A 12,623-nucleotide genomic window follows, 5' to 3' on the forward strand; every position below is an offset into this window, starting at 1 on the left:
TTCGCTTGCCTATGGATACATCCGCCACACCGGGCGTTACTGAACCGCTGCTGACGTTCCAGGTTATAACCGACACCCATGTCACGGCCGATCCGGAGCACGAGTACAACCAGAACTTCAGACGGGCGCTTGAGGATTTGGCATTACATGCTCAAGGCAGCAGCGGGATCATGCATATTGGAGATATAACAGACCATGGCTTTCCGAACGAGTACGAGGAGGTTCAGCGTATTCTTGAGCAGCATCAGACGTCCTTGCCGCAGCTTCGTTATACCTTGGGCAACCATGATGTCGGTCTCGGCCACTGGGAATCCCGGCTTGCGATGTATACTTCCCGCATGGGTATGCCGGGCCCCTATCATGACCACTGGATCGGCGGGTATCATTTCATCTTCCTAGGCACGGAGGAAGGGCTGCCTACGTTCTGTAATCTATCTGCTGAACAGCTTCAGTGGCTGGACCGCAAGCTTGGAGAAGGCGCACCGGACAAACCGGAGCCTGACGGGCAAATACAGCCGCACCCGGAACAGGTTCACCTGCCGGATCAGCCCGTCTTCCTCTTCCTGCACCAGCCGCTGAAGGATACGGTAGCCGGTTCGTTGGAATCTCAGGAATGGTATGGGGTCACTCAGGATCAGGAGCTGCGTACTATTCTGTCACGGCACCCGCAGACCTTACTGTTCACCGGGCATACCCACTGGGAGCTGGAGGTCAGCAACACGATGGTTCCCGGCAACGGACAGACGGCTACGATGTTCAACGCTGCTTCGGTGGCCTACCTCTGGACGGATGCGGATGAACACAAGAGCGGCAGCCAGGGCTATTATATAGAAGTCTATGCTGGTAAAGTGCTTGTACGGGGACGAGATTTCACTACGGGAACCTGGATTGAAGCGGCGCAATATGAGGCAGTCTATCCTGTTAGCGCTCTACGATAAGTTATGGAATCATTGATGTTCTACTCAAAATAAAAAGCTGTCCCAAGCAGCCATTTCATGGCTGTTGGGACAGCTTATTCGTTTATCTACTATTTAAAGGCAGGCAGCGCGATGTCAGCGTAATTATCCTCCAGGAACTTCTTCACTTCCGGGCCGCTGATCGCCTTGGCCAGCTTCTGGATGGCATCGGAATCCTTGTTGTCCTCACGGGCAACGAGGGTAATGGTGAAGGCTGAATCTTCACGCTCGGTGATCAGCGCATCCTTCTTCGGGGTCAGACCCAGCGGGCTCGCGTAGGCTGGCGTCATCGCTACCAGATCTGCATCATCCAGCATCCGGGCCAGCATCAGCAGATCGACCTCCTCGAACTTATAGTTCTTCGGATTGGCGGTAATATCGGCTTGCGTAGCCTGAATCCCTATACCATCCTTCAGCGTAATCAATCCGGCATCTGCGAACATTTGCAGGGAACGCCCAATGTTGGACGGATCATTCGCCATCACGAGCGTTGCTCCCTCCGGCAGATCGGCAATGTTCTTGAAGCGTTTGGAGTACCCGCCGTAGATGGCATCATACACAGGCTGAACGGGCACCAGCTTTGTGCCTTTGCTGGCATTGAACTGTTCCATGTAAGGGACATGCTGGAAGAAGTTCGCGTCCACCTCTTTGTTCGCCAGCGCTTCGTTCGGCTGCACGTTATCGGACAGCACGACAACCTCCATGTCCACGCCTTCTTCCTTCAGAATCGGCTTCACGATATCGAGGATATCCGTCATTGGCGGAATCATCGAGGCTACCTTGATCTTCACAGGCCCGGTGCTGGTTGCCGCCGGTGCCTTGTCCGCTTCTTTGCTGTTGCCGCAGCCTGCAAGTGCAAGCGTCAATACAAGCAGTACCAGTGCAAACGTGGTAGTCATTCTTCTTCCTGTTCTCTTCATAATATCTCTCAAGCCCCCATTATTGTATAGTATTCTAGCGTTTGTCGAGCAGTCTGGCTAGCGTGCTTCCCGTGAATTGAATCAGCTGCACCAGTACAATCATCACGAGAATGGCGTAGATCATCACCTCGGTCTCGAAGCGCTGATACCCGTAACGGATGGCGAAATCGCCAACGCCGCCGCCGCCGACAACTCCCATTACGGTTGAAAAAGAAATGAAGCTGATCGTAGACGCAGTAAGTCCCAGCACCAGCCCTGAACGGGCCTCCACATATAGAAACTTGAAAATCATTCCCGGCTTCGATGCCCCCATCGACAATGCCGCCTCAATCGTTCCGCGCGGAACCTCTAGCAGGGACTGCTCCACCAGCCGCGAGTAATACGCAATAGCAACGATGGATAGCGGCACCGTGGCCGCTAGTGTACCGATCGCCGTACCCACAACCAGACGGGTGAACGGAATCAGCGCCACCACCAGCAGCAGGAACGGAAAGGAACGGACGACATTGACGATGCTATTGAGCACTAGGGACAGTCCTCTATTCTCATATAACTGGCCTTTGCGGCAAAAATACAGCAGCGTCCCCAGCGGAAGGCCCAGCAGCAGCGCAGCGCCTATGGCAATACCGACCATGACAAAGGTCTCTCCGATAGACTGCCACATCTGATCCTGGTATTTAAGCATGCTCTCAAACATGGGCCTCCCCCGTTCTGCCGGTGATCCGCTCCCGGAAGGAGCCTGAATGCGTTCCCGGCGGAAGGAAACCGCCCTCCCCGCGCGAGAAGGAATCTACGATCCGTCCGCCCTCCATGACGGATACCTCGGAACAGATGCTCCGCACTACATCGAGTTCATGCGTAACGATCACAATCGTTACACCCAGGGAAGCATTGATATGGCGCAGCACCCCCAGAATATCCGCCGTGGTGCCCGGATCAAGCGCAGATGTCGGCTCATCGCACAGCAGCAGCTTCGGACTGTTCGCCAGTGCCCGGGCAATCGCTACCCGCTGGCGCTGCCCGCCGCTGAGCTGGGCCGGGTATTGCCCGGCTTTGTCCGCCAGGCCTACGAATTGCAGACATTCCTCCACCCGCTTCATCCGCTTCGCACGCGGCACTCCGGCAAGCTCTAGAGAGATCGCCACATTCCTGCTGACAGTGGCATTACCGATCAGATTGAAATGCTGAAAGATCATACCGATTCTCTGCCGCTGCCGGCGCAGCTCCTTGTCCGGCAGCTCCGTAAGCCGCTGCCCGTCAACCATAACTGTTCCTTCATCGGGCCGCTCCAGCAGATTGATCAGCCGCAGGAGCGTGGATTTGCCCGCGCCGCTGGCGCCAATAATACCGTGAATGGCACCCGCCTGGACTTCAAGCGATACCTGATCAACAGCCGTATAAGGGCCGTCCTTCAGAGTGAAGCTCTTGCTAACCTGACTCAGCGAAAGAATATGAAGCCCTCCCCTACAAACTGCCTGGACATGCTCCCTGAACCTAAGAACTTATTGTACTATAATTATTTAAAATCTGTTTCATTAAAAATCTCTTTAAATAATAAGGTATTTCTTCCGCTGTGTCATCATTTATTTCAAAATGATTACTAAGTCCTTGGAAGAGCAGAGCATTATAAGGATGCTCGTGGCTCTATGGGATTATTCAATGGAAGTAGAAAAGGGGTGCGGCCCCTGATAGGACTGCACCCCTTTTGCTATTTTGCATGGACAAGTCTATTCGCTCTGAACACTTATTCTTTCACACTACCTACATTGAGGCCCACTACGAAATACTTCTGCATGAACGGATACACCAGCAATATGGGTACGGAGGCGACCACTGTGATCGCTGCCCGGATCGAGATTGGCGTGACCATCGCTCTGGCTGAATCTTGGTCCATCCCTACCCCGTTCGAGACGTTAGGGTTCCCGTTGGAGTTCATCGTTGAAGACAACAGCTTCATCAGCTCATACTGCAGTGTACTGAGATGCTGCTTGGAGGAGGTGTAGATGAAAGCGTCGAACCAGGCATTCCAGGCTCCGACCGCCACAAACAGTGCAATCGTTGCCAGCACCGGCTTACAGAGCGGGAAGACGACCCGCATGAAGATTTTGAAATCCCCTGCGCCGTCAATTCTGGCCGATTCCATCAGGCTCTCCGGTATCGTGCCGATGTAAGTACGGATGACGATCATATTGAACGCGCTGATCATCGATGGAATAACGTAGACCCAGAAGCTGTTCAGCAGGCCCAGGTCCTTAATCAGGAAGTAGTTCGGGATCAGACCTGCGCTGAAATACATCGTCAGCACGAAGATTACCGTAATAAACTTACGGAATACATACTCTCTGCGGCTTAAGGTATAGGCCAGCATGGTGGTCAGAAAAATATTAAGCAATGTAGAAACCACTGTACGTGCCACAGAGATCAGGAAAGCATCGAAGATCGTCCCAGTGGCAAAAATCGCCTTGTAATTCTGAAAGGTCCACTGTCGTGGCCATAAGTAAATGCCGCCGCGGATCGTATCATTTCCTTCATTAAATGAAACAGCAATCGTATTGATGAATGGATATAAAGTCACAACCACCAGACAGACCATGAAGACCGTATTGAAGGAAGTGAACAAAAACGGTTCAAGTCTGCCGGTGCCTAGGTTTCTTTTCGCCGTAAAGCCTGCTTGTTGCCCAGGGCTAATCTGCCGGTTATCCGCCATTATAACAACCTCTCTTCCCCAAGCCGCTTGGAAATCCCGTTAGCCATAAGCAGCAATGTCACGCTGACCACCGTTTTGAAAATCCCGCCAGCGGTTGCGAGTGAATAATTCCCTTGTGCAAGTCCGTATTTAAGCACGAAAATATCTATCGTTTCGGCCCAGTCTACTACCAGTCCGTTGCCGAGCAGGTACTGCACTTCAAAGCCTGCTTCCAGCACATGTCCTATGGACATAATCATCAGAATAACAATGGTCGCCTTGATGCCAGGCAGGGTTACATGCATCATTTTCTTGTAACGGTTCGCACCGTCAATCTCCGCAGCCTCATACAGGGCAGGGTCAATGGAAGCGATGGCTGCCAGATAGATAATGGTATTCCAGCCCACTTCCTTCCACACATGTGAAGCCCCTACGATTCCCCAGAAATACTTGCCTTCACTGAGCCACAGAATCGGCTCTTTAATCAGATGCAGCTTCATCAGAACGATATTTACAATCCCGTCATTAATGGACAACGAGGTGGCCACAATACCGGTAACGATAATCCATGATAGGAAATGGGGCAGATAGGAGATCGTCTGCACGGTTCTTTTCCAGAATACTTTCTTAATCTCGTTAAGCAGCAACGCCAGCACGATAGCTGTAACGAAGCCGAGGATCAGATTGATAACCCCCATGGCCAGCGTATTGCGCAGGACCCGAATGAAGTTATCATCGGTGAACAAAAACTTGAACTGCTTCAGTCCCACCCATTCCTGCTCGCCGAAGGACTTGGCCGGTCTGTAGTTCTGGAACGCCATGGTCCAGCCCCATACGGGAACGTAGGCAAAAAGGATAATGTAGAGCATTAAAGGCACAGACATCCAGATCAGCTGATTCTGATTCTTAATTACACGCCAGGTAATCGGCTGCTTTTTCTTCTTGTTCTTCTTCGGACGCCGGACGCCAGTATCTATTTCTAAGGTCTCATCCATATTCGTTGTCTCCTACTCCATCAAATTAATGTAAGGTGGAAGGCCGTCACCCGGCCTTCCACCTTCTAAAACCCGGTACCAGACCTTACGTTATTTACTCCAGTTATCAATTCTCCACTTAATCTGCTCATTAATCTTGTCTTCGTAAGCCTTTACATTGGCTTTCTCGATCTGTTCCGTATAATCGGTCCATACGGAATCGAATTCGGCCGGCTTGGCAAGAATGGCTTTCGGCAGGAACTTGGTCTGCAGCTCATTTAGCTTGGTACTGGCAATTTTGGCATCCGAGCCTTCAATCAGATCGATGGACCAGGCAGGATAATAAACAGGGTTTGGCGGCGGATCGCTGAAGAAGTCCACGTAGGAGTTGAAGCCATAGGCATCCAGAACTTCCTTATCGAACGGCTTCAGACCTGCTTTGTACTCTTCAGGCTGAGCAGCGGCATCTGTGGAGTTGCCGTCGCTGAAGCTTCCTTCTGTTTTAGGCAGATACTCAAACAGTGACTTCGCTTTGTTGCCAAGCTGCCATGTAGCATCGGCTGCATCATCACGCTGCTTCTGGGTTCTCATGAATCTGCCGTTCTCAACGATATAATCCTCGCCTTCCACACCCCATGAGAACAGCTTCTGCCACTTCTCATCCATCAGGGTGTCGAGCAGCTTGATAATCTTCACCGGATCTTTGGCATTAATGCTGATGCCGAAGCCGTTGTTGAGGTTGAGCACCGCAAGATCGCGGTAGTGGTCTTTGGTCGACTCATCGTATACCAGCGGAAGACCTACATAAGTGCGTTCGATTTTATTCTGGGTCGTTAGTGAATCCTCAGCAGCGTTGAAGTTCCAGTGCTGGTCAAACATCCCCAGAACGGTTCCGCTGGACAGCTTTGCCATATACTGGTCGTAGTTCTGCACGAAGGTTTCCTTGTCGATAATGCCCTTTTCGTTCATCTCGTTCAGCTTCTGATAGTACTGCTTGGCATAATCCTTATTGGCAAATACCTCGGCTACGCCGTCATTTACAACTACGCCGCCATCATTCGGATGTCCGATCAGATGCTGCGGAGCGTTGAACAGCCCCCAGTTTTTCCAGTCATAGTTCAGAATTTCGAACCCGATGGTCGGGCTTCCGTCAATCTTCGGATACTTTGCTTTATATTGCTCAATCAGGTCAAAGTACTGATCCAGTGTCTTAACCTTCGGATAGTTGAATTCCTTAAGCACTGCTTTTTGAATCCAGAAGGCCGGTCCCGAATACCATGAGCTGTTGACCTTACCGTTATATACACCGTAGTTAGGCAGAATATAAATATGTCCGTCATTCGGGTCCTTCATCATGTTCCAATAGTCTGCATAATGCGCTTTCAAGTTCGGCGCATATTGTTCAATCAGATCCTCAAGCGGGATATAAGCCCCTGCTGCTGTAAGCTTGGTACTTCCGGTCATAAGGTCCGGATAATCCTGACCTGCAATCATAACGCCCAGCTTCTGGTTAATGTCGCCTGCTAAGAATTCCATATCGAAGCTGGCACCGGTCTCCTCTTTGATCTTCTTGTAGATCTTGTTATCCGGTGTCGGCTGTTGCCCGGCTACACCGATAAATGCGCTAACCTTAAACGGTTCAATCTTTCCTCCCGTGTTAGATGAAGCAGAATCCGTTGCAGTTGTCTCCTTAGCTTTGTCAGTTGAAGCAGCATTCTTGTCGTTGCCTCCGCCGCAGCCTGACAACGCGAAGCTAAGGGTTAATAAAGCAACCAGGGAATACTTAAACGTCACTTTCGACTTGCCCCCCATAAAGCACCTCCATAGTGTATTGTCTTTATTTTGTAAGCACTTACACAAGTAAATTATAGAGGTGAACAGACCGCTAAAATACGACCGAACTAAAGGTGTACCCCCGAAAATTTTAGAACTTGGCATGCCGGTACTCATTCGGGCCCATGTGCAGCTCCTTCTCGAACCGTTTTAGAAACTGTCCGTAATTGGCATAACCGACACGTTCGGCAATCTCTGAGAGCTTCAGCCTGCTCCCGCGCAGGAGCTCAGCTGCCGCCTGAATCCGCAGATGATGCAGCTGCTCATTGAAGGTCATCCCGTTCTTCTTAATCAATAGCTGCCCCAGGTATACCGGATGCAGGAAGAAGATCTCGGCCAGCTTCTGAATGCTAAGGCTCTCCTGATAATGCTCCCCGATGTACTGGTTGATCTCCCTGACAATCCCATGCGACTTATAGTTCTGCTCACGCACTAACAGATCTATGGCCTTCCCGCCGTAGGACAATAGGCGGCTGAGCAGCCCGTTCAGCGGGGTCATCGCCTGCTGAATCTCTGATACCTCAACACCCGAGGCTATCCCGCCCTCTTCGCCTGCGGCCTCTGCCCCGGGTGCGAGTGCGAATATCCGGTACATGAGGTGGATTACGAATTTGCGCACCACCTCTGGCGCCACCTGCTGTTCCCGGAAGCTGCGGGCCGCCGCCTCCAGTGCCTCGCGGTAGCCGTCCGCGTCCAGAAGATTCACGCAATCCAGCAGAGCATCCATCAGTCCAATATGGTCGTAGTGATAACTGAAGGGCTTATTCTGCACCCCGCTGTAAGCCAGCACCCCTGCCTGCTCCGGCTCGTAAAAGAAATGCAGCAGGGTCTCTTTGGCCCGGCCATAACTACCCTTTATGGACAACAAGGAGTCCTCCGGGGTTCCCAGTGCGATATGGACATTCCCTCCCCTGTACTCACCCAACAGAGTATTCAGCACTTCAGCTATTCCGCCAGCGTCCCCGCTGCCTGCCGTCATCCCGTACACGATCCCGAGCAATCCCGCCTCCAGATCGATCGTCACCACTGCCTTATATCCGGCCAGCAGGGAGACTGCACGGCTCCTCACCTCTGTATACAGCTCCGGGACCGTCCGGATCAGGCAAACATTCCAGGAAAGACTCTCCTTGAAGCCGGGCAGAGTCTCCAGCCATTCCATAAGCTCGGGTTCTTCCTTTTTGCCATATAACAGCCCCTTGATTAAGGTTGCCGCCTCTTCCCCGGAAGCGGTCTCATGGATTCTTCTGCGGTTCGCCTCCTGCTCCAGCTCCAGGCGGATCTCCCGCAGCTCCTCGGTAGCCTCCTCCGGGAAGACCGGCTTCAGCAGATAGTGATTGATTCCGTAGCTGATGGCTGTGCGGGCATATTCGAACTCACTGTAGCCGCTCAGAATGACGAACTTCGTCGAATCCGTCCCCTCCTGCCGCCACTCCCCGATCATCTCCAGACCATTCATCAGAGGCATATGGATATCGGTAATGACCAGATCCGGCTGAAGCTGCTTCATCATCTGCAGCCCCTCCCGGCCGTTGCCGCAGGTTCCGCACAGCTCGAAGCCCAGCTCCTGCCAATCGATCCACATCTCCATACCTTCCAGAGCGCTAGGCTCGTCATCAATTAATAACACTTTGTATTTCATCGTCTATACCTCTCTTTCCGGGGAATAATTCTGCTCAAGCAGCTTCAGGGGAATGCCAAAGGTCACTACGGTTCCCTGATCCGGCGTACTGGATATCTCGAAGCGCACCTGATCTGCGTAATTCAGCTCCAGCCTGCGGTATACATTGCGAATCCCGATGTGGGTGCCCGAGTAATCCTCCTTGCGGACCGCGAACATCAGCTCCTTCAGCTTCTCCGGATCCATGCCCTTACCATTGTCGGATACTGTAATCTGCAGCCTGTTATCCAGCACGGCCGCAGCCACCTTGATTACCCCCAGCCCCTCAATCGTCTGCAGACCGTGCTTGCAGGAATTCTCGACCAGCGGCTGCATGCTCAGCTTCGGAATTTTATAGTCCAGGGACTGCTCATCAATCTCAAAGGTATAGTCGAATTTATCCCTGAACCTGAATTTCTCAATCCTCAGATACATGTCGATAAATTCGATCTCCTCGCGCACCGACACCAGATCCTCCTTCCAGCTCAGCAGTCTGCGCAGCAGCTTCGACAGGCTTTTTACAATATCGGTGACATCGTTATATTTGTTCTTGGTGCAGACCACCAGAATCGCATTCAGCGTGTTGAACAGGAAGTGGGGGTTCATCTGGCTCTGCAGGAAATTCAGCTCCGCCCTGACGCGCTCCATCTCCAGGTTCTTGCTCTGGATCTCCAGCTTGTACACATCATTGATCAGGGAATGGATTCTGGAGGTCATCCGGTTAAAATTGTGGATTAGCCCGCCGATCTCATCCCGGCCCTCATCGATGGCAATCAGCTCGAACTTCTCGTTCGTCACCTTCTGCATGTGCCGGGCCAGGCGTTTCACCCGGTAATTATAGGAGCGCAGCATGATATATATGAATATGCTGGTCAACAGAGTAAGCGTTGTCGCTAGGCCCGCTGCGTACAGACGGATATCGAGAACCGCCTGGGAGATCCGCTCCCCCTGCGTAATTCCGACAATCCGCCAGCCTTTGAGATAATTCGCCGTCCCTACAGCCATTACCCGCACTCCCTCGCTGTCGTCCTGGCTGTCCCCCCACTGATCGAATACCGGATAGGGATTATCTGTAACGTGCTGATAGCCGCTGTCCGCTGACATCACAATCTTGTTCTCCCCATTGATCAGATACAGGCTCAGGTAATCCCGTTCCCGGACGATAATGTCATAGATCTCACTGATGTCCAGATCAATCCGCAGCACCTTCTCATAGCTGTTCAGATTACGGTAATTGTCCATGGTCTCAATAATGCTGAGCGTAGGGGTGGACGAGGCCAGATTCTTGTTCTCCGTCGTCCGGTAAGCCGCAACATATACCTGGGTGGTGGCCTTCTTCGCCTGCTGGTACCAGTCACTTAACCATACTTTATCGTTCATCACCTGATAATTGCCCCCGGATACAACCGTCTGGTTGTTCGTGTATATACTGATTCGTTCCAGCTGATTATTAACAGGCATATAACTGTTCATCCGGTCTCTTAGCTGTTCGTTGAACATGCTGTAGAACTCGATAGAGTCCGTATAGGTGCGGTCCAGCATCTCGTACAGGTTCTTATCCGCAGCCAGCGTGTAGCCGACAGAGACCCCCCCTTCAATAAAATCATGAATGTCCTTCCGCGCCCGTTCCATGGAAATCTCCAGATTCTGCTGCTCCCTCGATTTGATGAGATCCGTAATCCGCTCCAGGAATACCAGATTCAGCACCATGATCGGCAGGAGCACACCCACAATGTAGATGAGATAGAACTTGTAGCTTAGCGGAATATCATTGACGATGGTGCCGAATTTAAACCGTTTTGTCGCCATCCCTCACACACACCCGGCTTTCCTATCATTATAGAATTTATAAGATTTCGGGGTCCCCGCAAAGTACCTGAGTAACCTTCGAAGCCAAAGCCCCGCTTTGTGGGGTTATCTTAAAATATAAGAATGTATTGGTTTCAAACCATTCATTTATCCTTCTATTTCTCGCTGAAACGGTACCGTCCTTATAAAAGGACGGCAAGGCCGTTTCCACTTAGAGCTGTTTATTGTTGTGGGCATTCTTGTACACCGAAGGTGATGAACCCACCTTATTCTTGAACTTGTCGATGAAATAATCGGTATTGGAAAAACCCACCTGCACCGCGATATCCGATATCTTGAGCTGCGTGCGCTTGAGCAGGCTCTTGGCTGCTTCGATCCGCTTCTCATTCAGATAATCGCTGAAGCTGCGCCCCGTCTCCTTGCGGAACAGCTGGCCCAGATAGGCCGAATTCATATGAAACTGCCGGGCGAGGTCCTGGAGCTGCAGCTTGCTGCGGAATTCCAGATCCACGTATTGAATCACATTATAAATGGTGTTCCCCTCGTTGTTGGCCCGTAGCTCGGTGAGGTACGCCGCTGTCTCCAGGCAGAGCCGGTCCACATACAGGCTGAGCTTGTAATAATCCGTGAGTCCGCCCAGGTTGCCGTACTCCTTGTGCATCGCACACATGATCTGGTCGGGATCTCCCTGCATCTCGGTAATGCTCCGGCATAAGGTCATCTCCAGATGGGCTACCTCGGCCTGTGCAGCTTCAATACTCACCCTCTTGGCAGTCATGGCTGCGAAGGCTTCCCTGGCAGCGGCCCGGATTCTCTCCGGCACGCCTTCCTTCACCTCATCCAGCACACGCGTAAAGTGCCCGTCTGTGAATTCCGGAGACAAGCGGGCAGTACGCAAATCGTTGTAGTAGAAAATTCCGCCCCGCTCCTTCCGGTACTTGAGCCCCCAGACCTCAAGCGTCTGGGTGTACAGCTCCTGGATGGAGCGCAGGCCGTTTCCCCGGCTGCTGATCATTACAGCCACCGGCAACCCCAGCTTCTCTGACTGCACCTTCTGCACCTGGGCGGCGGCTGCCTCCAGCGCTTCCGGGGACAGTCCGGCTGAGCGAACCAGGAGTCCGGCCCTTCCGGCCGGGTCGTGGAACACATAGCCCAGGTGATCCGGGAAACCCTCGGTATCGCCTTCGTTCAGGCTCACCGTCCCTGAACCTGAGATGGCAGCAGCCAGAATACACTGCAGCTCTGTATCAGGCTGAAGCCCCAACAGACCGGAGGCGGCATGTTCCAGCTCCTCACTCCAATCCCCCTGGACACAACGGCTGATCAGATTATGTACCAGGATATTGTGCTTCTTCTGCCCCTCTAATCTGGAAGCGTTTTCACGTTGGATAATAGCACTGATCTTCCCCAGCAGTTCCTCAATCTCCTCATCATCCACCGGCTTCAGCAGGTAGCCGTCCACCTTATGACGCAGCGCAATCCGGGCATAGTTGAAATCGTCATACCCGCTCAGGATCACGAACCGGGGCGGAGGGTCCACCGTCTCCTTCACCGCCGCAATCAGTTCCAGGCCGCTCATCACCGGAAGATTGATATCCGTCAGCAGCAGATCCGGTCTGTGCTCCCGGATCAGCCGCAGCGCATCCCCGGCGCTAAGCGCTTCGGCGCATACCTCGAATCCGGACTTCTCCCAGTCCACCATCGTCCTGAGTCCTTCCAGAACCCAAGGTTCATCGTCTACAATCATGACTTTCAGCATGAGCTCTGCCCCCATCTCAATAATCTAAA

General features: G+C 52.3%; 10 protein-coding genes. 1 reads left to right on the forward strand and 9 read right to left on the reverse strand.

Translation table 11 applies throughout. From position 1 onward, the window contains the following. Nucleotides 1-11 precede the first annotated feature (11 nt). Nucleotides 12-938: a metallophosphoesterase gene (locus NYE24_RS14785; RefSeq protein WP_342479000.1), complete on the forward strand. Its 927-nt coding sequence runs from the start codon at nt 12-14 to the stop codon at nt 936-938. 89 nt (nt 939-1,027) lie between these two features. On the opposite strand, the gene NYE24_RS14790 is transcribed toward NYE24_RS14785, so the two are convergent. From NYE24_RS14790 to NYE24_RS14830, 9 genes are all read right to left on the reverse strand, one after another. Continuing rightward, nucleotides 1,028-1,855: a MetQ/NlpA family ABC transporter substrate-binding protein gene (locus NYE24_RS14790; RefSeq protein ID WP_342479001.1), complete on the reverse strand. Its 828-nt coding sequence runs from the start codon at nt 1,853-1,855 to the stop codon at nt 1,028-1,030. A gap of 55 nt (nt 1,856-1,910) precedes the next feature. Next, entirely contained in the window at nt 1,911-2,573 is a 663-nt protein-coding gene (locus NYE24_RS14795; RefSeq protein ID WP_036700352.1) for a methionine ABC transporter permease, read from the reverse strand. Further along, a complete protein-coding gene (locus NYE24_RS14800) occupies nt 2,566-3,327 on the reverse strand; it encodes an ATP-binding cassette domain-containing protein (protein ID WP_076161110.1) in 762 nt (253 codons plus the stop codon). The genes NYE24_RS14795 and NYE24_RS14800 overlap by 8 nt, the downstream gene beginning before the upstream one ends. A gap of 293 nt (nt 3,328-3,620) precedes the next feature. After that, entirely contained in the window at nt 3,621-4,583 is a 963-nt protein-coding gene (locus tag NYE24_RS14805) for a carbohydrate ABC transporter permease (RefSeq protein ID WP_036700355.1), read from the reverse strand. Then, nucleotides 4,583-5,557: an ABC transporter permease subunit gene (locus NYE24_RS14810; protein WP_036700357.1), complete on the reverse strand. Its 975-nt coding sequence runs from the start codon at nt 5,555-5,557 to the stop codon at nt 4,583-4,585. Before NYE24_RS14810 ends, NYE24_RS14805 begins: the two co-directional genes overlap by 1 nt. Before the next feature lie 90 nt (nt 5,558-5,647). After that, on the reverse strand, nt 5,648-7,348 hold the full coding sequence (locus NYE24_RS14815; RefSeq protein WP_076161107.1) for a sugar ABC transporter substrate-binding protein: 1,701 nt from the start codon (nt 7,346-7,348) through the stop codon (nt 5,648-5,650). A gap of 112 nt (nt 7,349-7,460) precedes the next feature. Continuing rightward, complete coding sequence (locus NYE24_RS14820; protein WP_036700363.1) at nt 7,461-9,008, reverse strand: response regulator; 1,548 nt, start codon at nt 9,006-9,008, stop codon at nt 7,461-7,463. Nucleotides 9,009-9,011: 3 nt separating this feature from the next. Next, the gene (locus tag NYE24_RS14825; RefSeq protein ID WP_342479002.1) at nt 9,012-10,835 is read right to left on the reverse strand and encodes a histidine kinase; all 1,824 of its coding nucleotides are present in this window, start codon (nt 10,833-10,835) and stop codon (nt 9,012-9,014) included. Between the two features lie 211 nt (nt 10,836-11,046). Continuing rightward, entirely contained in the window at nt 11,047-12,594 is a 1,548-nt protein-coding gene (locus NYE24_RS14830) for a response regulator transcription factor (RefSeq protein ID WP_342479003.1), read from the reverse strand. Nucleotides 12,595-12,623: the final 29 nt, after the last annotated feature.

The sequence above is a fragment of the Paenibacillus sp. FSL H7-0350 genome (assembly GCF_038593195.1).
GTDB lineage: Bacteria > Bacillota > Bacilli > Paenibacillales > Paenibacillaceae > Paenibacillus_AQ.

What these genes read in the sequence shown, in the direction of transcription:
- NYE24_RS14810 (WP_036700357.1), bottom strand. Translation starts at nt 5,557, where the DNA reads ATGGATGAGACCTTAGAAATAGATACTGGCGTCCGGCGTCCGAAGAAG.
- NYE24_RS14815 (WP_076161107.1), bottom strand. Translation starts at nt 7,348, where the DNA reads ATGGGGGGCAAGTCGAAAGTGACGTTTAAGTATTCCCTGGTTGCTTTA.
- NYE24_RS14825 (WP_342479002.1), bottom strand. Translation starts at nt 10,835, where the DNA reads ATGGCGACAAAACGGTTTAAATTCGGCACCATCGTCAATGATATTCCG.
- NYE24_RS14830 (WP_342479003.1), bottom strand. Translation starts at nt 12,594, where the DNA reads ATGCTGAAAGTCATGATTGTAGACGATGAACCTTGGGTTCTGGAAGGA.
- NYE24_RS14790 (WP_342479001.1), bottom strand. Translation starts at nt 1,855, where the DNA reads ATGACTACCACGTTTGCACTGGTACTGCTTGTATTGACGCTTGCACTT.
- NYE24_RS14795 (WP_036700352.1), bottom strand. Translation starts at nt 2,573, where the DNA reads ATGTTTGAGAGCATGCTTAAATACCAGGATCAGATGTGGCAGTCTATC.
- NYE24_RS14785 (WP_342479000.1), top strand. Translation starts at nt 12, where the DNA reads ATGGATACATCCGCCACACCGGGCGTTACTGAACCGCTGCTGACGTTC.
- NYE24_RS14820 (WP_036700363.1), bottom strand. Translation starts at nt 9,008, where the DNA reads ATGAAATACAAAGTGTTATTAATTGATGACGAGCCTAGCGCTCTGGAA.
- NYE24_RS14805 (WP_036700355.1), bottom strand. Translation starts at nt 4,583, where the DNA reads ATGGCGGATAACCGGCAGATTAGCCCTGGGCAACAAGCAGGCTTTACG.